Annotated in this window: 23 protein-coding genes; 15 read left to right on the top strand and 8 right to left on the bottom strand. The window is 36.7% G+C overall.

The genetic code is table 11. The features are described from left to right. Positions 1–9: 9 nt before the first annotated feature. Genes HMPREF0381_RS01610 through glf form a run of 3 tightly spaced genes read left to right on the top strand, consistent with a single transcriptional unit; the run spans position 10 to position 2939 of the window. Positions 10–885 carry a phosphatidylserine decarboxylase gene (locus HMPREF0381_RS01610; protein WP_040461027.1) on the top strand — a complete coding sequence of 292 codons (876 nt, stop codon included), beginning with the start codon at positions 10–12 and terminating at the stop codon, positions 883–885. Further along, positions 863–1828, top strand: coding sequence for a UbiA prenyltransferase family protein (locus HMPREF0381_RS01615; RefSeq protein ID WP_008750113.1), 966 nt, complete (start codon positions 863–865; stop codon positions 1826–1828). The genes HMPREF0381_RS01610 and HMPREF0381_RS01615 overlap by 23 nt, the downstream gene beginning before the upstream one ends. Positions 1829–1841: 13 nt before the next feature. Then, the gene (gene glf, locus HMPREF0381_RS01620) at positions 1842–2939 is read left to right on the top strand and encodes a UDP-galactopyranose mutase (RefSeq protein ID WP_008750114.1); all 1098 of its coding nucleotides are present in this window, start codon (positions 1842–1844) and stop codon (positions 2937–2939) included. Between the two features lie 17 nt (positions 2940–2956). On the opposite strand, the gene HMPREF0381_RS01625 is transcribed toward glf, so the two are convergent. The 7 genes from HMPREF0381_RS01625 to HMPREF0381_RS01655 all read right to left on the bottom strand — a co-directional run bounded on the left by HMPREF0381_RS01625 (position 2957) and on the right by HMPREF0381_RS01655 (position 9454). Further along, positions 2957–3838, bottom strand: coding sequence for a DUF3881 family protein (locus tag HMPREF0381_RS01625; protein ID WP_008750115.1), 882 nt, complete (start codon positions 3836–3838; stop codon positions 2957–2959). A gap of 142 nt (positions 3839–3980) precedes the next feature. After that, a complete protein-coding gene (locus tag HMPREF0381_RS01630) occupies positions 3981–5330 on the bottom strand; it encodes a DUF1576 domain-containing protein (RefSeq protein ID WP_040461032.1) in 1350 nt (449 codons plus the stop codon). 208 nt (positions 5331–5538) lie between these two features. Beyond that, positions 5539–6564: a site-specific integrase gene (locus HMPREF0381_RS01635; RefSeq protein ID WP_008750117.1), complete on the bottom strand. Its 1026-nt coding sequence runs from the start codon at positions 6562–6564 to the stop codon at positions 5539–5541. Between the two features lie 153 nt (positions 6565–6717). After that, on the bottom strand, positions 6718–7371 hold the full coding sequence (locus HMPREF0381_RS01640) for a hypothetical protein (protein ID WP_008750119.1): 654 nt from the start codon (positions 7369–7371) through the stop codon (positions 6718–6720). Next, a complete protein-coding gene (locus tag HMPREF0381_RS01645; RefSeq protein WP_008750120.1) occupies positions 7368–7712 on the bottom strand; it encodes a hypothetical protein in 345 nt (114 codons plus the stop codon). The genes HMPREF0381_RS01640 and HMPREF0381_RS01645 overlap by 4 nt, the downstream gene beginning before the upstream one ends. Continuing rightward, complete coding sequence (locus HMPREF0381_RS01650) at positions 7684–8547, bottom strand: ParA family protein (RefSeq protein WP_008750121.1); 864 nt, start codon at positions 8545–8547, stop codon at positions 7684–7686. The genes HMPREF0381_RS01645 and HMPREF0381_RS01650 overlap by 29 nt, the downstream gene beginning before the upstream one ends. Positions 8548–9088: 541 nt before the next feature. After that, positions 9089–9454 (bottom strand): helix-turn-helix domain-containing protein, encoded by a 366-nt coding sequence (locus tag HMPREF0381_RS01655; RefSeq protein ID WP_008750123.1) that lies wholly within the window; start codon positions 9452–9454, stop codon positions 9089–9091. A 538-nt stretch (positions 9455–9992) separates the two neighbouring features. Here HMPREF0381_RS01655 and HMPREF0381_RS14770 point away from each other — a divergent pair. After that, positions 9993–10160, top strand: a complete 168-nt coding sequence (locus HMPREF0381_RS14770; RefSeq protein WP_008750125.1) for a hypothetical protein — start codon at positions 9993–9995, stop codon at positions 10158–10160. Between the two features lie 8 nt (positions 10161–10168). Further along, a complete protein-coding gene (locus tag HMPREF0381_RS01660) occupies positions 10169–10948 on the top strand; it encodes a phage antirepressor KilAC domain-containing protein (RefSeq protein ID WP_008750126.1) in 780 nt (259 codons plus the stop codon). Positions 10949–11125: 177 nt separating this feature from the next. Here HMPREF0381_RS01660 and HMPREF0381_RS01665 read toward each other — a convergent pair whose 3' ends face one another. Then, positions 11126–11482 carry a hypothetical protein gene (locus HMPREF0381_RS01665; protein WP_154647068.1) on the bottom strand — a complete coding sequence of 119 codons (357 nt, stop codon included), beginning with the start codon at positions 11480–11482 and terminating at the stop codon, positions 11126–11128. A 96-nt stretch (positions 11483–11578) separates the two neighbouring features. On the opposite strand from HMPREF0381_RS01665, the gene HMPREF0381_RS14775 reads away from it, so the two are divergent. From HMPREF0381_RS14775 to HMPREF0381_RS01710, 10 genes are read left to right on the top strand one after another with little or no spacing between them, the layout of a single operon-like run. Beyond that, the gene (locus tag HMPREF0381_RS14775; protein WP_008750129.1) at positions 11579–11746 is read left to right on the top strand and encodes a hypothetical protein; all 168 of its coding nucleotides are present in this window, start codon (positions 11579–11581) and stop codon (positions 11744–11746) included. Next, complete coding sequence (locus HMPREF0381_RS01670) at positions 11746–11958, top strand: hypothetical protein (RefSeq protein WP_008750130.1); 213 nt, start codon at positions 11746–11748, stop codon at positions 11956–11958. Before HMPREF0381_RS14775 ends, HMPREF0381_RS01670 begins: the two co-directional genes overlap by 1 nt. Before the next feature lie 19 nt (positions 11959–11977). After that, positions 11978–12220 (top strand): hypothetical protein, encoded by a 243-nt coding sequence (locus HMPREF0381_RS01675; RefSeq protein ID WP_008750131.1) that lies wholly within the window; start codon positions 11978–11980, stop codon positions 12218–12220. Between the two features lie 21 nt (positions 12221–12241). After that, positions 12242–12601, top strand: coding sequence for a hypothetical protein (locus HMPREF0381_RS01680; RefSeq protein WP_008750132.1), 360 nt, complete (start codon positions 12242–12244; stop codon positions 12599–12601). A 2-nt stretch (positions 12602–12603) separates the two neighbouring features. Then, positions 12604–12804, top strand: coding sequence for a hypothetical protein (locus tag HMPREF0381_RS01685; protein ID WP_008750133.1), 201 nt, complete (start codon positions 12604–12606; stop codon positions 12802–12804). After that, entirely contained in the window at positions 12788–13144 is a 357-nt protein-coding gene (locus HMPREF0381_RS01690) for an Rcat domain-containing protein (RefSeq protein ID WP_008750134.1), read from the top strand. Before HMPREF0381_RS01685 ends, HMPREF0381_RS01690 begins: the two co-directional genes overlap by 17 nt. After that, positions 13096–15030 carry a DNA cytosine methyltransferase gene (locus HMPREF0381_RS01695; protein ID WP_008750135.1) on the top strand — a complete coding sequence of 645 codons (1935 nt, stop codon included), beginning with the start codon at positions 13096–13098 and terminating at the stop codon, positions 15028–15030. Before HMPREF0381_RS01690 ends, HMPREF0381_RS01695 begins: the two co-directional genes overlap by 49 nt. Next, positions 15023–15733, top strand: coding sequence for a 3'-5' exonuclease (locus HMPREF0381_RS01700; RefSeq protein WP_008750136.1), 711 nt, complete (start codon positions 15023–15025; stop codon positions 15731–15733). Before HMPREF0381_RS01695 ends, HMPREF0381_RS01700 begins: the two co-directional genes overlap by 8 nt. Continuing rightward, the gene (locus HMPREF0381_RS01705; protein ID WP_008750137.1) at positions 15734–17083 is read left to right on the top strand and encodes a DEAD/DEAH box helicase; all 1350 of its coding nucleotides are present in this window, start codon (positions 15734–15736) and stop codon (positions 17081–17083) included. It abuts the gene before it with no gap. Then, positions 17083–17649, top strand: a complete 567-nt coding sequence (locus HMPREF0381_RS01710; RefSeq protein ID WP_008750138.1) for an MT-A70 family methyltransferase — start codon at positions 17083–17085, stop codon at positions 17647–17649. The genes HMPREF0381_RS01705 and HMPREF0381_RS01710 overlap by 1 nt, the downstream gene beginning before the upstream one ends. The last annotated feature ends 19 nt before the right edge of the window (positions 17650–17668 follow it).

Genomic DNA, 17668 nt, shown 5'->3' on the forward strand with positions numbered 1-17668 from the left:
GTGAGTAATTTGAAAATAATAGATAGAAAAAACGGACAGATAATAAATGAAGTGGAAGACTCTTCAGGGATTATCAGGTTTTTATACCACAGTTTGCCGGGAAGGATATTTTTAAAGCTGTTTTTTGCAAGAGTATATTTTTCAAAACTGCTTTCAATATATTATAAAAGTCCTTTATCAAAAGCTAAGATAGAAAGTTTTGTAAAAAAATATAATATGGATGGCAGACTTTTAAAAAGAGGCTTTGTAAGTTTTGATGATTTTTTTACAAGAAAGGAAAGAATAAATCCGGATAGGGAAGGATTTATTGCAACGGCAAGTGCTAAGCTAAGAGTATTTAGAATAGGTGAAAATGGGGAACTTTATCAGGGCAAAAAAAGACTTAATATAATGATAAAGGGTAATGTTTATAATACCAATAAATTGTTGAAATCTCCACTGCCAAAATGGGCAAGAGGTGGATATCTTTTATTATACAGGCTAAGTCTGTCAGATTATCACAGATATATTTATCCTATAAGAGGTAGGTGCAAAGCTAAGAGAAGCATCGACGGGCATCTTGAAAGTGTAAGAAGGGATGCGGCTTATTGGAGAGCATTTGCGGAAAATAAAAGAGTATTGGAATATTGGCAGAGTGAGTATGGGAAAATGCTCCATATGGAGATAGGTGCAATGCTTGTCGGGCATATACACAATTATGAGAAAAAAGTTTTTTTGCGAGGTGAGGAAAAAGGATATTTCTCTTACGGAGGTTCAAGCATCGTGGAAATAGTCGGCAAAGGGATAGAGATAGATAAAGATATTTTAAAAAACAGTGAAAAAGGTTTTGAAACAAAGGTTAGAATCGGAGAAAGGATAGGATATGGAAAGACTGAAAAGGCTTAGAGTTTATTTTAATGAAATGTTTCCGCTGCTTCCAAGGCTATGTCTTGGCTATATTGTATTTTTAGAGATTTATTTTATCGTACTCTTAAATCATGGCGTGACAGGCGGGCAACTTCTCTTATTTGACAGAGTGGAGGGGCAATCCGACTTTATATCCTATTTTATACAGCATGATGTGACAGGCGTGATTATAGGCGGATTTACAATCTTCAGCTTTTTATTATGGCTTCGTATTGCAGATGATTTTAAAGACTATGAGCTGGATTGTAGACTTTTTGCAAGCAGGCCTCTTCCGTCAGGCAGAGTTCATAAAGATGATCTTAGAATTTTTGCCACCATACTTATTGGAGTAACTATTTTGCTAAATCTTATCTTTATGAGGAATTTTATATTCTGTTTGATTCTTTATACCTATGGAAGCTTGATGGCGGTATGGTTTTTTCAAAAGCATAAAATAGCGAAATCACTTCCGCTGGCTTTGGTGACTCATAATCCCGTACAGATAATATTAAATATTTATGTTATTTCCTATGCTATAATGAAGTATAAACTTCCGATATTTGATATTACAAATCTTATGGCGGTGATGACTCTGTATTTTCCTGCACTTATATGGGAGATTTCCAGAAAGATTCGTGCACCGAAGGAGGAAACAGAATATGTTACCTATTCCAAGCTTTTCGGATATAAGAAATGTATTGATTTTGTGTTTGTTCTTACATGGCTTGATATATTTACAAATATAGTGCTGGTTTGGAATCTGAATAAAATCTCAGTGGCGGCATTGCTTGCAAATACTGTATGGTGTTCTATGAAATTTTTTGAATATAAGAAGGATCCTACAAAGTACAGAATAGTAAGCAAGGTGGAAAGGTATACATATATACAGGAAAGTATGATGATTGCAACTATTATAATTTATTTGATAGTTGGAAAAATATAGAGAGGAGTAATGTATGAAATACGATTTTTTAATAGTGGGAGCGGGGCTTTTCGGAGCGGTATTTGCATATGAGGCAAAGAAGCGAGGTAAGAAGGTTTTGGTTATTGATAAGAGAGAACATATAGCCGGAAATATATATACCGAGAATGTAGACGGTATAAATGTACATAAATACGGTGCGCATATTTTCCACACCTCAAATAAAAAGGTTTGGGATTATATCAATAATTTTGCCGAGTTTAATAATTATATAAATTCACCTGTGGCAATATATAAGGATGAGCTTTATAACCTGCCTTTTAATATGAATACCTTCAGCAAGCTTTGGAATATCAAGACTCCGAAGCAGGCAAAGGAAAAAATAGAGGAGCAAAGAAAAGAATCAGGCATTACAGAACCGAAAAATCTGGAAGAGCAGGCAATATCTCTTGTCGGCAGGGATGTATATGAAAAGCTTATAAAGGGATATACGGAAAAGCAGTGGGGAAGAGATGCAAAGGAGCTTCCGGCATTTATCATAAAAAGATTGCCGCTTAGATTTACCTTTGATAATAATTATTTTAATGACAGATATCAGGGCATTCCGATAGGCGGATATACGGGAATAGTAGAAAAGCTTTTGGAGGGAATAGAGGTAAGAACAAGTACGGAATACAAAGACTTTATAAAAGAAAATCCCGATATAGCAAACAGAACTGTATATACCGGAATGATTGACGAATTCTTTGACTATCAGCTGGGGGTATTGGAATACAGAAGAGTATACTTTGAGGATGAAAGACTTGATACCGACAACTATCAGGGAAATGCCGTGGTAAATTATACCGAAAGAGATGTGCCTTTTACCAGAATAATAGAGCATAAGCATTTTGAGTATGGCAATCAGGACTTTACCATCATTTCAAAAGAGTACCCAAGTGAGTGGCAAAAGGGTGAAGAGCCTTATTATCCAATCAACAATGAAAAGAACAATGCTCTTTATGAAAGTTATGTAGAACTTTCAAAAAAGAGACCTGAGATAATCTTTGGCGGCAGACTTGGTGCGTATAAATATTATGATATGGATAAGGTGGTGGAAGCCGCACTTGAGAGTGTGGAGAGGAATTTATAAATATAATAAGCCACCGGCTAGGCCGGTGGAAATGATTCTTTATTTATTTTTCCATGTAGCCATATATTACCTTTGAATCGTCTGCCGATAAGCGGCTCACCTTGCAAATCATCCTTTTTTATAGCTACACTAATCTCTATATCACTACATTCTATTTGTAGTATTAATAACTTTTCATTAGTGATTATGTTTTCCTCTTCTTTTATAGCTAAGATATTTCCTACAATACTGTACATATCATTTTCCATACCATAGGGCATAAAGAGTGTATCCACTATACTGTATACATCTTCAGTCTGTATCCTGTCACTTAGTGCAGAGTATAACAGTGCCTCATCGGCAGTCAGAGTATCCATAGCGTTTTCATCACCGTGCATGGCAGCTTCTATAAGTAGAGACCTGTCCTGTGACCTCTGCTTGGAACTTTCTATCTCCACTAAGGTCTTCTTTATAGGCAATAAAACTTTGCCGTCTACACAGAAACAGAAGAGACTGACAGATGTTGTTTTTTTACTTGTATTGTCAACATAGTCAAGACAGTTGGAGAGCCTGAATATCAAAGACATTCCAAGTCTGTTGTCGTCAATCATACCTGAGAATGTAGAGCCGTCTATATGTCTTTCTATACTGCATTTAGAAGTGGAACTGTGAGGAGTATCCTTGATATATGGGAAGAATCCCTCTCTTACAAAGACTCCCAAGTTCTCAAGATAGCCGTACAGACACAATCCTGTTGACTCTGAGAGATCTTTACGTATCTCCCAAAGCCTTTCTTTTTCTGTAGTTACTGTAATCCTTGCCGAAGCTATATTCTCTCTTTGAATCTTATCCAGCAATTCCTTTACTTCATGTTTTTTCTTATACATTGAAAAGCCAATGCTTCTAATATAATTTTGCAATGTCAGATGTCCTTTTTTATATAATCCTACAATATCAAATCTTTAGTGCTACATAGACCGGATAGGTTGCATTTACCAAAAAATTCTGTCCTGTAGTCAGCTCCTCTACATAGCTGTTTACTCTGCCCCATGGTTGAGTTGTCTAATTGTCATTTTGAGGATTATCATTTTTAATCATAGTATCTGTAATATTTTCCATAGGTATCCTCGAGTTCTTTATATTTTTACTTTTTTCTATGATTGCTTCTATCACAGGTACCATAAAGATAGCTACAATACCGCCTGCAAAGCCGTTATTATAAAGGTTTAGACCTCGATAAACAATACCGACATTCAAGGCTACAGATGAATGTAAGAAACCTGCTATAAGTCCTGCCAATACACCGAACTCACCTGCAATAGGTGCTAAAGTGGTGGAAAGTAAAAGTGTAAGTATCGGCGCAGGGTCGTTCAGATACCATTGCTTCATAAAAGCGGAGATACATACTCCGACCATTATAGGCAGTATATTTCTCATATGCTTGCCGGCGGGAGAAAAGCCTACTATTGTGAATATGGATCCGATAGTAGGTCCGTTTAGGCTTCCTCTTGCAGCCAGTACAAATGCCGTGGCTATTATACCGTTTATAGCCATATTGAAGATATAGACCGCATCGGAATAATTATGTTTGTAGGTTCCATGCACTCCGGTTTCTTTTAGAAGCGTCATATATGACGGAAAAAGGCTTTTACCGTCCAGTACAATTGCAACCGTTACCATGCAGATAAACAGTATAAACAGCGCAACGGCAAAGAGTGAAGTATGCGAACTGTCCCAAATAAGTCTGGTTTCTATCTCAACGCCGAATGAACGGAATATGGATACAAGCACTGTAGCTATAATACCTGATGAAAACCCTACATTATAGAGAGAATAGCCCTTGTGTGCGGCTTTTACATGGAGTGAAATAGGAAGAAGTACATATCCGATAACAAGTCCGGTGACGGTTGCAAAGAGCAGCTGCCACAGGGTACTTTTGTGACCTATCTGCATTACCAATGTGATGGCAGGTGACAGGCTGGTACCATAAAGGCCGTAGTAGATATATTTTTTCAGTGAGCAACCATGCAGTTTGGCATAGATAAAGAAACCTATAAGTATCAGCCATATATTCACTACATTTTTGCCAAAGAGTGAAAAACCGAATATAAGGTAAGAGCTTACTACTATATGCCTGTCAAAATCCACTTTAAAGCGGTACAGCAAAAATAACAGAATAAGCGTGAGTATTCCCGCATTAAAAAATGCCGCACCGATACCGCCCACTACTATATAGTCGGTGATAAGCAGGTCGGGCTGTATGATGATTTGCCAAAGTCCCGGTAATATTTCCTTAACAGGAGAAAATATCAGTGCAAATATCATAAAATAAATGGGTACTGTAGAGATAAATAAAAATCTCTGCTTATAAGTTAATGCTCCGGCGGCTCTGTAATCCTTAAAAAATGCCATAAGAAACTCCCGTTTGAGGGTAAACCTCATCATATTTTTATTTATTATAATGAATAGCAGGGAGTTTCGTCAAATACTTTGGTGAGTATAAAGAAAATTATAAGAAATTAAAAAAGCTGTCACTAAATATGACAACCCGAAACTGCGGGTGACAGGAATCGAACCCATCATATATCCCTTTAAAGCCTTGATTTTAAAGGGGTTGCATTTATTCGTGTTGCATTTCGTGTTGCATACTCTCAAAATAATCATTTATTCTTTTATTAATTTCCTTATTTTTCCCCCTCATAGTATGTTGGTATACAGTCTTAAGTGTTGAGCTTGTGGACCATCCGCCGCGCTCCATAATGTATTTATCCGGAATTCCCATAGCGTGAAGAATCGAGGCGGAGTAATGCCTTAAATCGTGAAATCTGAAGTGTTTAAGACCGGCTTTTTTTAAAAGATTTGCAAAGCGATCCGTTATCATGTTAGGATGAAGGTTTGTAATTTTTCCTTCTTTAGGCAATAGATCTATAACAAAATCAGGGAATTCTATATATCTGTCACTGCTATAAGTCTTTGGGGCTTTTATAACCCATGATCTATCAGGAGCTTTTACCATAGCATTCTTAACATGAACGATATTGCCATTTATATCTGAAGCCTCTAAAGCACATATTTCACCCCGACGCATGGGACCGAAAGCGGCAAGCAGTATAGGTATTTCTAATTCTGTACCTTTTGTATATGCTAAAAGCTGCTTTACCTCATCATCTGAGGGTATATGGATATCCGGCTGTACTTTTTTAGGCAAGTCGGTTTTAAGTGCAAAATTAGGCCTGTATGTGCGAATAACGGCGTTAAGCAGCCCATGAACATTTCGGATAGTTTTAGGTGATAAAGTGCCGGCAATGGAGTTTATAAATACCTGAATTTGCTCTTGGGTGATACTGTCTATTTTAAGTTTTGCAATTTTACTGATCTGATTATTTGCTATACCGGTATAAGTTCTTACTGTGGTAGGGGACAAGATAGATAATCTATTATTGATATACTGTTCAGTGGCTTTGCTGACAGTAAGATTGCCTTTTACAGTGGCGGTTTCCTCTAACTTAAAGGAAGTAGCCAAGTATTCCGCTTCTTTTTTAGTAGCGGCAGTAAAGGACTTATAGTGTCTTTTCCCCTTATCATCTGTATAGTCATATATTTGGCATCTGTAACTTCCTGATGGGAGCTTTTTCGCTGTAGCCATAGTGTACCTCCTTTTTGGGTATGGTCAAAATGCTGTCGGCGTGATACAATATAGCTTGTCGATGGCGTATATTGTAAGCGTAACAGCTTTACAATGTATATGTGTGCCACTTGGTATTGGAGTACTGGGTGGCTTTCTTAATATAAAAAATATTTAGTTACCAATAAGGTATCTTAATATAGTTTTCTTCCTATGAAAACACGCATTTACAGTATCGGTATTATTAGAAATAATAATTCTAATGAATGTAGTTATTATTCTACTCATATTATTGTATAGTGCCCTTGAATTTTTAAACTCTAGTTTATTATTAATATATTCATCCAGTACGGAAATAAGGCTGTGTTCTAATTTTTTTCCTCCATGCACATAGTTACAGGAAACATTATACTCACTTTTTATTAAAGAAAATTCACTTTGAAATTGTGTATTTTTAAAAAAAGTGTTGTTCATTTCATCAAATAAGGAGTGAGTAACTTGACTGTCTTCAAGAGTCTTTTTCATAATGTACCTAGTAAAGTTTTCGATTATGGATCGCTCATTTAAGTATATATAACGGATTTCGTTTTTGATAATGCTAATTATAAGAAAAAAGAAATCTGATATAAGTACAGCGAGATTGTAGTTGTTTTCTTCATGATATAGATATTTTAAAAACATCAATTTTTTTGATAAAAAAGCAATAAAATCTTTAGTGCTTTGTTTGGATAGCGATTTATTCGTATCCAAATCATTTAGCTTTAGCATAAATGAGCTTAACTCTTCCTTAGTACTATTTAGCATGGAATTATTTATACTGTGTTTCATTGATTAAACCATCCATCAAGCTGATTTTTTTTCTTTTTATCCGGATCGGACATGCTGTCGATACGCTTTTGTATAAAACTATAAAGTTTATTTTTGTAACTTCTATCGTTTTCCATAGAGAAAATCAACTTAGATATTTTTGCGACAGTTAAAGTTCGTGATTTTATTAAATATGGTTTTAAATCTATAGAAAAAACATCTTTTACAAAATCATATACTGCAGCATTATTTTTGAATATTTCCTTTGATAGGAGTAGTGATGAAACAATACCAATTAGTTTATATTTAGGTATAAGTTTATTTTTTAACTCATTACGATATAATATTAGATCGTTGAACATCTTTTTCCTCCTTTTCTATCCTATCCATTAATTCTCTAGAGACCGCTATAATATCTTGCTTCGCTTTAATGTAATTAGTTGGATTTGCTCCCAACTTACCAAATTGTATACTTTTATAAAAAGTAGTCTGAGAAGAAAATATATCTATTCCTTCCAAACTTTTTTTGCTTTCGAAACTTTGCCTTAAATCTTCTTGTTTTTGTGGTGGGTTTTTATAAACCATAGTATAGACAATTCCAAGACATTTTAGGGGCAACTCTTCCTCACTTATAAGTCCTTTTATAGCTGATTGAAGAGAATCAATACCTATTATTGAGTACCTATCAATGCGATTTGGAATCAGATAATAATCCGAGGCTATTAAAGAACTATCAGTATAGATAGTCAATGTTGGCGGACAGTCGATAAAAATATAATCATATTTATCTTTTAGATTGCCCTTATCAATAAAAGTCTTAATTCTTTTAGCAAATCTTGCATTGCTAGAATTATTTGATAGGACTAATCTTAAGTCTCCACATATTAAATCCAGATTATCAGTTAGTGCAACTTTTAATTCATCAACAGTAGGATACTCATAAGCTTTAGTTAAGCTTTCTGTAGTTGAAAACAGTCTAAAAATAGTTTTTTCTTTGTTAATGACTTGTGATGTGTAAAAAGAGTTATCAGAGGCTTTATATTGATCTAATAACGATTGTGTTGCATTAAACTGTGGATCAGCATCTATAAGTAAAACTTTCTTACCAATTTCTGCAAGATAGTCTGATATACCGACACAAAGAGTTGTCTTACCAACTCCACCTTTCATATTAATAATCGAAATTACTTTTCCCATGCTTACTCCTAAAAATATATAATAATTTCTTAAATCTATAGTATAACAATCTACAGATGCAGACAAGCATAAAACTTCATTCTAAAATGTATATGTGTGCCACTTGGTATTATAGCGTACCGGGTGGCTTTTTTATTATCTTGTTTAGAAACTTGTTTTAAACTTAACTAAAACTCGTTTTAAGATATTTTAAAACAAGGATTTAGTCATCTAACTTCTTTTTCAACCTGATCGCAACTATCTTTATCAAAATCATTTCTCAGTATGTGTTTTACTTCATGTAGCTTCGTTCTTTTCGGATAAATTTTAATATTTTCATGATTAAAAATACTTCCTTCTGCTCTTGACAATAGAACGTATGTTCTATATACTTACTTCATCGCTACTTTAGATCGTGTGACTTAGGAGGATTATAGGTGGAAGATGAGTATAAAAATTTGATACTGGAACTTTTAGATAGACTTAATAAAAATCAATTAAGATACATCTACAAGCTCATAAAGGCTTTCTTAGACTAGGAAAAATCCCGCTTCGGCGGGTCCTAGTCTTTTTTCTTTAGCCCCTCTGCTATTTCACTAAGTACTTCCCATTGCTCAGGTGTCAACTTTGCAAGTACCGCTATAACTCTATTTTTAAAAGAATCTTCTTCTTCCAATAATAAATCCCTTGTCAATCTGGCGATTTCAGTTTCTCTGTCAAGCTTTATAAACATTTCACCGTTTCCGGTTCTTAGCCACTCTTCATTAACATTGAACTCCCTGCAAATAGCTAAAATCATTTGTTCGGTGAGATTATTTGTTCCCTTTTCCAATCGTGAAACAGCAGATTTACCAACACCTACCTTTTCACCAAAAGCTTCCAGAGTTAGTCCTAAGGCTTTTCTAAGTTCTCTTACTCTTTCGCCCATCCTACCTCCTTTCTATACAGCTTTACTAAATAGTAGGAATAAACCGACTACTATAATAGCTAATCTAAGTAAGGTAAATAAAAGCAATGATGTCTTTTTTATCATATTAATTACCTCCATGACTGAAGTATAAAACACAAGGGGAAAAAAGTCAAGAAAAAAGTTTCCTAAAGTAACAAAAAGCTATTGACAAAGTTACTTTAAGGAACTATAATGTTTACATAAGCAAAAGAAAGGAGAAACGCAATGAAGAAATGGTACAAAATCATTGATGAGCTCACCGTCTTAACCGGAAAGCTCATCAGGCTGGCATTAGAGATTGGCACTCTAATATCAGTAATACATATGATACTTCAAAGTATCAAATAAATAAAAACAGTCAGGAATGGGGCGAAAGCCTCAAACCTGATTGGATTATACCATTTCTTCATTGCAAGGGCAATAAGATGAAAATAGCAAAGTTGATTCTAAATGTGCTTAGATTAGCGGTTATTGTAGCAGGATTGTATTTAATTTTTTTCAGATAGGAGGTAAGAACATGGCACTTAGTAAAGAAGATAAATCAGTACTCATTAATTTGATTGACATTATCGAAAGGTTGGATGACGGTGCAAAAAAGTATCTTATGGGTGTGGCTGACGGAATGAGTTTTTGCAATATGTCAGAGGACTTAAAGAGAAAGCCGGAAGAAAAAGAGGCGGTTTAAAAAGGGAGGTGATTTTATTGAATGAATTAAAGATTTTTAAGAACAGTGAGTTTGGAGAAATCCGAATGGTGGAAATTTGCGGTGAGCCTTGGTTTGTGGGTAAAGATGTGGCGGAGGTGCTGGGATATAGCAACCCAAGAGACGCACTAAGTAAGCATGTAGACAGCGAAGATAAGGGAGTAGCGAAATGCGACACCCTTGGAGGAAGTCAGGACTTAACTGTCATCAACGAGTCTGGGCTTTACAGTCTTATTCTCTCGAGCAAGCTACCAAATGCAAAGGCATTTAAGAGGTGGGTAACTTCAGAAGTTCTTCCAGCTATCCGCAAGCACGGCTTATATGCTAAAGAAGAGTTACTGGATAATCCGGATATAGCCATAGCGGCTTTCAAGGCCTTAAAGGAAGAGAGGGAAGCAAGGAAAGCTTTAGAAGTTGAAAATAAGCAGATGCAACCTTTAGCCTTGTTCGCAAAATCGGTATCGTCGAGTGATACGTCGATACTTATCGGAGACCTTGCAAAGCTCCTGAAACAGAATGGATATGACACAGGACAAAAGAGGCTGTTTGAGGAATTAAGGCAAAGAAGCTTCTTAATGAAGAGCGGTAGCAGTAAGAACTTACCTACACAAAAGGCTATGGAATTAGGCTTATTTGAGGTAAAGGAAAGCACGATAAATAATCCTGACGGAAGTGTAAGAGTTACAAAGACCACAAAAGTAACAGGGAAAGGGCAAGTGTACTTTGTAAATCTCTTTTTAGGGAAGCAGGTAGAAGAAAAGGTTGGTTAGGATGAAGTATGACAGCGAAACCGATAAAGATAGAAATATTAACAAGCTATATCTCTGACATAGGGGGAATAGTTGAAGCAGTTAGAAAGTTAAGAAAGTCCAACCCTGACGAAACGTTGGAGGTTACAGTCAGGGTTGAGAAAATGTGTTCTACACATAAGGTTATAAAGGCAGATTTTAAGAAGCCTCTGGATTACCTATTGCTACTGCAATTACTTGATCAAAAAACAGGAAAAAGCTTGGTGTAGAAAAAGCTGAATGCCCGTTATTAATTGTAACATCTTTAAGTAGTATGAAGCCGTCATTCTCATTGATGTCTTTGAGGCTTTGAATGTTTTGCTCGTAGTCCTTTAATAAGGTGCCGGCAGTCATAGACATACTGCTTGAGGCTGTCCTTATATTTGATTTATCGTTAATTTCCGATTGATAGCCAGAGATAATACCGGCAGCAGTTATAAATACTAGTTTGTTGTTATCACTTGAAAGATTTGAAAGCGATTTAATAATGTGCTTTTTTAGGCTGATTTTAGACATACTCATATCCCTCCTTTCGTTTACTCAGCTACTGCAATAGCTTGTTATATTAGTTTAGTAGAGATTAGGGGGAAAGTAAATAGTAGGATTTTATGAATGAAAAAAAGAGTAGAAAAATATGCAGAAATGTCAAAAGGCATCCAATACCTTGAATGGTTAGAGCTTCAGAAGACTATAAACGAGATGTTCAGGGAGAAAACAAGAAAACTTCAGGAGGAACTTAGGCTTAATTTTGGTGAGAAAGAAGAAGGAGGTGAGAAGTGATGGCAGGAGTAGTTATACCATATTTGGGACCGTATGGAGAGCATAAAGGAAAAATTGAACTTATAGATATAAACAGGAAAAAGACAGAACCACTAAAAGGTGAAGTCGGTAGATTAAGAGAAAGAGTTACATGGCTTAAAAGTATAGTATGGGGGCTGGTTGCACTAAACATAGCCACGATAGCAATAGTAATATATTTAGTGACTAAGTAGAAAAGATAAGGAGGATCGTATGCCAAGACTTACACCATCCGCCACTGAGATGATGGATAGAGAATACAGGGCGGCATATAAGGCGGGGTTAGAGCTTAAAGGTCTTACACCTGCAAACATCGCAAAATTACTCGGAACATGTGAAAAAACAGTAAAAAGGCGAAAAGATAAGCCGGGAGATTTGAAGTTGTTTGAGTTAAGAGCAATAGCAGAGAAGCTTAACTTCACACCTGAGCAAGTAGTAAGGATGATTTTAAAGTAGAGGAGGTGATAAGACTTGAAGATGGCATTAAAAGATGGCCATATATTAATAAAAGAGGCTGACAATGTCCAATTCCAAATTATAAAAAGCTGGGGAAAAATGAAGTGGAGCAGGGTGAGTCAGACTCTAAGTGGAGTTGTAGATATTGAGCTACTTAATAAACTGGCAGGTCTTGTGAATCTACCAGCAAGTATAGAGGCAGAACGTAAGAGACTCAATAGAATAATGGTAGCAGTGGACAAGGAAAGAGTGAATGAGGATCCTGTACCACTGATAGATCCACCGATTAAGGTGTCACCATTTAAGCATCAGATCAGGGGCTACAACATGGCACTAATGGTTCTTGGACTAATTGAGCCACCAGTAGAAAATGAGAGGTAAGAATGACTGACTTTAAGAAGAAAATTATTGAACCACTACAGTACGCAAAATTTGAGTATAAGCAAAGGTATATGCAATCACCTTATTCCAATACACAATCTGAGGAAGTTAAGCAATTTATGGAAATAGTGACAGCATTAGATATGGCTATTGATATGTTGGAAAGGCAAGAAAGAATGGAAAATGATGAAAAAGACAAGTAAGTACTACAAGAAAGTTATATCACAACTTGAAGACTTATATCAGAATTCAAAGGATATGGCAAAAGACGGAAGTAAAGTATGGCGTGACGATATGGAGGCTTTACAGGTAGCCATGGATATCATTGAAGACTATGAGAAAATGTCTGAGCAGGTGTCAAGGCTGGTTAACAAATATGAGGTAGGGAAGCTACTTGTAAAGAGAAATACCGGTATATATTCATGTCCTGAGTGTGGAAGCTTAATAAAGAAAACTAATAGAAATCACTGCTACAACTGTGGACAAAGAATATTATGGCTAAAAAAGAAGGATGGAAAAGTAGTGAAAGGAAATCTCAGATGAAGCTAGGTGCTTTATTTAGTGGAAGTGGAGGGTTCGAGCTGGCTGGGCAGCTTGTAGGTTTTACTCCTGTGTGGGCAAGTGAGATAGAGCCTTTCCCTATATTAGTGACAACAAAAAGATTTCCTAGGATGTTGCACCTTGGTGATATTAAAAAACTTGATGGTGCGAAAATGCCAAAAGTAGACATTATAACGGGTGGCTCACCATGTCAGGATATGAGCATAGCCGGAAAGCGCGTAGGATTAGATGGCTCACGAAGCAATTTAATCAGAGAACAGATAAGAGTTGTAAAGGAGATGAGAGAAAGTGATAAGGCAGATGGAAGAACAGGAAAAGAAATCAGACCACGATTCATGGTCTGGGAAAATGTCCCCGGAGCATTCTCAAGTAACAAGGGAGAAGACTTCAGGTGCGTCCTTGAAGAAATCTGCAGAGTCGCAGATGCTGAAGTTTCTATTCCTAGACCTCCGAAAAGTAAATGGGAAAAGAGTGGAACAATCATGGCAGATGGCTACTCCGTGGCATGGAGAACACTTGATGCACAATACTGGGGAGTTCCCCAGCGAAGAAAAAGAATCTACCTTGTTGCAGATTTTGGAGGTGAATCCGCACCCGAAATACTATTTGAGCAAGACAGCTTGCGAAGGGATTCTTGTAAGAGCAGAGAGGAAAAAGAAGAAGCTTCCGGAAATTTTAGAGAAAGCTTTGAGAAATCAGATAAATACCGATTTGTAGTGATAGAAAATCATCCAGCGGACAGCAGAGTAGATATATGCAAAGATGGCAAAGTTCAAACTCTTACCGGCAGGATGGGTACTGGAGGAGGAAATGTTCCTATTCTTCTTGAAGAAATAAAAGCATTCCATATCACACAAGATCCAATAAGTATGAAGATTTCGCCTTGTTTGACACAAGGAAATTCAAATACAGGGCAAGCAACGATAGGAGTTGTAATCCCAGTAATGGATAAAGCTTCAAGATACAAGAGCCAAAAGACAGCAAACAGCTTTGGAGTAGGAGATGAAGATAATCCTGCTTATACCTTAACTACAGCTGATAGGCATTCAATTGCTTATTCAATCGACAGAGCAGCATTTAATCAGGATGTAAATGCGAAGTACGACATAGGCATTGCAGAAGATATTGCACAAACAATAGTTGCCAGAGGACCCAGTGCAGTCGCACATGAGACATATGCTATACAGGGCTTTGGAGAATACAAGCCTTCGGGTAAGGCCTCTTCAATTAAGCATAGGGACTTTAAGGATGCTACAGATTTAGTTGTGGCATTTGAACCTGGAACAGTTTCCAGAGTGGGTGGACATTATTATGAAGATGGGAAGGCAGGTACGATCAGAGCAAAGCCGGGAGACAACCAGCAGACGATTATAAATGATTACATAGTACGCAGGCTGACACCGAAAGAGTGCGGAAGACTTCAAGGATTTCCGGATGGTTGGACTGACAATCTTGCCATAGCAGAGCCTACGGAGGACGATATCCTGTACTGGAGAATGATATTCAAGGAACATGCAGAAGCATTTGGAGAAAAGAAAAAGGAAAAGACTGACAATCAAATTAGAAAGTGGCTGCAAAATCCTGAAAGTGATTCAGCAAAATATAAGATGTGGGGAAATGGAATAGCTTTGCCGTGTGCCACATTTGTAATGAAAGGAATCGCACAGAAATTACAAAGGAGAAGTATGAAGGAAATAAAAATAAATGTTCCGGATGGGACGCAATTGCTGCATGTATTGGCGGTGATAGATAATGGCAGAGAAATTCACTATGAGGCAAAGTTCTGTGATTTAAGAGATGGTAATACAGAGTACTCTATTAACTCCAATGATGAAAAAAATATAGGAGAATCAAAAGGAAATGTTTGAGAAAATATTTGAAAAATACAATCAAATTATATTTTTTGATACAGAAACAACAGGGTTTCACCCTGAAAGACTGGATCAAATAATAGAGCTGGCAGCTATAAGTATTGATAAAACCGGTAGACAGCAGGAGATGGATGAATTTATAAAGCTTTTCAGAGTACAAGAACTACCACAACAAATCACAGAATTAACAGGAATTTCAAGTGATACACTTTCAGCTCAAGGAAAAGATGAGTTCGCAGTATTAAATAAATTTATAGACATGATACAGGGTAATGGCAAAACACTTTTAATAGCACACAATGCCCAGTTCGACCTTAAATTTATGGCATATGCAATTCATAGAAACAAGAATAAAGAGTGGATGCAGGTGTTTAATGATTGCGACTATCTTGATACCTTAACAGTATACAAAGATCGCAGGCAGTATCCGCACAGATTAGAATCAGCAATAGTTCAGTATCACTTGATTAATAAAGTAAAAAATAGCCATAGAGCGATAGATGATTGCAGAGCGCTTATTGAAGTGACAAGGTGTATGTATGAAGAGAGAGAAGACTTGGATAGATATGTAAATCTATTCGGATTTAATCCAAGATATGGTCCTGATGAAAAAAAGCTTAAAAAAGTCACATATGTAAGTCAGAGTATGGATGCTTACTTGGGCAGACCATTATATGAAACTATAAAAAAGGGAGTATAGATGGGCATACAAAATAAGGGTTTCGGATTTCTATTCGAAATGGGATGTGGAAAAACACTCACAGCCATAGCCACACTGGGTACAGCTTATAAGCTTGAAAAAATAGAAAAAGTTCTTATTATAGCACCCACATCAGTCTGCAGTGTGTGGCCTAAAGAGTTTGACGATTACGCAGACTTTAAGACAATAGTAAAAGTTCTTTTAGGAGATAAGGATAAAAGAATTAAGGCACTCTCTGACTTAAATAGCTTTCCTTTTAAAGCATTAAAGGTGGCCGTGATTAATTATGAAAGTACATGGAGAGAAGATATATTTGAGGCACTATATGAATGGGATTCAGACATGATTATATGTGACGAGAGTCAAAGAATAAAGACTCATGATGCGGAGCAGTCAAAAGCAATCCATAAATTGGGAGACCAGGCACGATACAAACTGATACTGTCAGGAACACCAGTGCAGAACAATGCTATAGATTTGTACAGCCAGTACAGGTTCCTAGATCCAACAATATTCGGAACAAATTTCTATCAATTCCGAAATAGGTATGCAATTATGGGAGGCTTTAACAGGCATCAGATTGTAGGTTACAGAGACCTTGACCAGTTAATTCAGAAAGAGCATTCAATCGCTTATAGAGTTACAAAGGAAGAGGCTTTGGATTTGCCGGAGCAGACATTCCTTGAAAGAAGAATAACTCTATCTGCAAAGGAAAAGAATATATATAGCAAGATTAAAAGAGAAAGCTTTGCAGAACTTGATGGCGGTGGGAAGGTTACAGTCACAACTGTACTCACTAAGCTCCTAAGATTACAGCAGTTCACAGGTGGTTTTTTGGTGGCTGATGGATCCGAAAAGGCTGAGCTTGTGAGCAAAGGGAAGCTCAATGCTTTAGAAGAAATCATTGATGATTATGTAGTGGATGCAGACAAAAAGCTTGTAATCTTTGCAAGGTTTAGACCGGAGATTGATTTAATCGGTCAAATGCTTACAAAGAAAAAAATCAAGTATGGAGCCATATATGGAGATGTAAAACTGGAAGATAGAGGTGGCATAGTCAAAGATTTTCAGACAAATGAGAACACAAAGGTATTCCTTGCACAGATTGATACTGCAGGACTTGGTATCACGCTAACTGCTGCAGATACATGTGTATATTATTCTGTCAATTTTAATTATGCAGCGTACACACAGAGTCTTGCAAGAATCCACCGTATTGGGCAGAAGAATATCTGTACATATATTCATTTGATTACAGAGGGAACTGTGGATGAAACGATATTGAAAGCACTGGCAAGGAAAGAGGACTTGGCAAAGACGATAGTAGATGAGTGGAGGAATTACTTTTAATGGCAAAGATTGATATTTTTAATTCGGGAAATAAATACGATATCCTATACACAGATCCACCATGGCAACAAGGTAGGGGTGGAAAGAAGACGGCAAGACCAAACAGTACTGGAATGACAGTTCCATATGAAACAATGGACATCCCGGGTATTATGGAGCTTCATAACTATGTCACAAATAAACTGATGAATGAAAAGCACAATGTATTCATGTGGACGATAGACAAATACCTTCCACAGACAGAGGAAATCATGGATCTGCTTGGATATAAAATTCATGCAAGACTTGTATGGGATAAGGGTAATGGACCAGCACCCGCCTACACAGTACGCTTCGCACATGAGTATCTGCTCTGGTTCTATAAGAATGGGAATATTATACTTCCAAATAAGGACAAGCGTGGAACTTTTTCAACAGTACTCAGAGAGAATAGCAAGCGGCATCACAGCCAAAAGCCGGAGTGTGCCTATCAGATGTTAGAAACATTCTTCCCACAAGCAAAGAAGCTGGAGCTTTTCGCAAGGATAGAGCGTGACGGATGGGATGCATGGGGAAATGAATTATAAATCAAAGAAGGAGTAAATA

The organism is Lachnoanaerobaculum saburreum DSM 3986, assembly GCF_000185385.1.
Classification (GTDB): domain Bacteria; phylum Bacillota; class Clostridia; order Lachnospirales; family Lachnospiraceae; genus Lachnoanaerobaculum; species Lachnoanaerobaculum saburreum.

Bases quoted from the DNA above. Each gene is read 5' to 3' on its own strand.
- HMPREF0381_RS01700 (WP_008750136.1), top strand. From the start codon at position 15,023: ATGTTTGAGAAAATATTTGAAAAATACAATCAAATTATATTTTTTGAT.
- HMPREF0381_RS01685 (WP_008750133.1), top strand. From the start codon at position 12,604: ATGACTGACTTTAAGAAGAAAATTATTGAACCACTACAGTACGCAAAA.
- HMPREF0381_RS14775 (WP_008750129.1), top strand. From the start codon at position 11,579: ATGAAAAAAAGAGTAGAAAAATATGCAGAAATGTCAAAAGGCATCCAA.
- HMPREF0381_RS01650 (WP_008750121.1), bottom strand. From the start codon at position 8,547: ATGGGAAAAGTAATTTCGATTATTAATATGAAAGGTGGAGTTGGTAAG.
- HMPREF0381_RS01675 (WP_008750131.1), top strand. From the start codon at position 11,978: ATGCCAAGACTTACACCATCCGCCACTGAGATGATGGATAGAGAATAC.
- glf (WP_008750114.1), top strand. From the start codon at position 1,842: ATGAAATACGATTTTTTAATAGTGGGAGCGGGGCTTTTCGGAGCGGTA.
- HMPREF0381_RS01640 (WP_008750119.1), bottom strand. From the start codon at position 7,371: ATGAAACACAGTATAAATAATTCCATGCTAAATAGTACTAAGGAAGAG.
- HMPREF0381_RS01680 (WP_008750132.1), top strand. From the start codon at position 12,242: ATGGCATTAAAAGATGGCCATATATTAATAAAAGAGGCTGACAATGTC.
- HMPREF0381_RS01615 (WP_008750113.1), top strand. From the start codon at position 863: ATGGAAAGACTGAAAAGGCTTAGAGTTTATTTTAATGAAATGTTTCCG.
- HMPREF0381_RS01665 (WP_154647068.1), bottom strand. From the start codon at position 11,482: ATGTCTAAAATCAGCCTAAAAAAGCACATTATTAAATCGCTTTCAAAT.
- HMPREF0381_RS01630 (WP_040461032.1), bottom strand. From the start codon at position 5,330: ATGGCATTTTTTAAGGATTACAGAGCCGCCGGAGCATTAACTTATAAG.
- HMPREF0381_RS01695 (WP_008750135.1), top strand. From the start codon at position 13,096: ATGGCTAAAAAAGAAGGATGGAAAAGTAGTGAAAGGAAATCTCAGATG.
- HMPREF0381_RS01710 (WP_008750138.1), top strand. From the start codon at position 17,083: ATGGCAAAGATTGATATTTTTAATTCGGGAAATAAATACGATATCCTA.
- HMPREF0381_RS01645 (WP_008750120.1), bottom strand. From the start codon at position 7,712: ATGTTCAACGATCTAATATTATATCGTAATGAGTTAAAAAATAAACTT.
- HMPREF0381_RS14770 (WP_008750125.1), top strand. From the start codon at position 9,993: ATGGCACTTAGTAAAGAAGATAAATCAGTACTCATTAATTTGATTGAC.
- HMPREF0381_RS01690 (WP_008750134.1), top strand. From the start codon at position 12,788: ATGAAAAAGACAAGTAAGTACTACAAGAAAGTTATATCACAACTTGAA.
- HMPREF0381_RS01670 (WP_008750130.1), top strand. From the start codon at position 11,746: ATGGCAGGAGTAGTTATACCATATTTGGGACCGTATGGAGAGCATAAA.
- HMPREF0381_RS01635 (WP_008750117.1), bottom strand. From the start codon at position 6,564: ATGGCTACAGCGAAAAAGCTCCCATCAGGAAGTTACAGATGCCAAATA.
- HMPREF0381_RS01655 (WP_008750123.1), bottom strand. From the start codon at position 9,454: ATGGGCGAAAGAGTAAGAGAACTTAGAAAAGCCTTAGGACTAACTCTG.
- HMPREF0381_RS01705 (WP_008750137.1), top strand. From the start codon at position 15,734: ATGGGCATACAAAATAAGGGTTTCGGATTTCTATTCGAAATGGGATGT.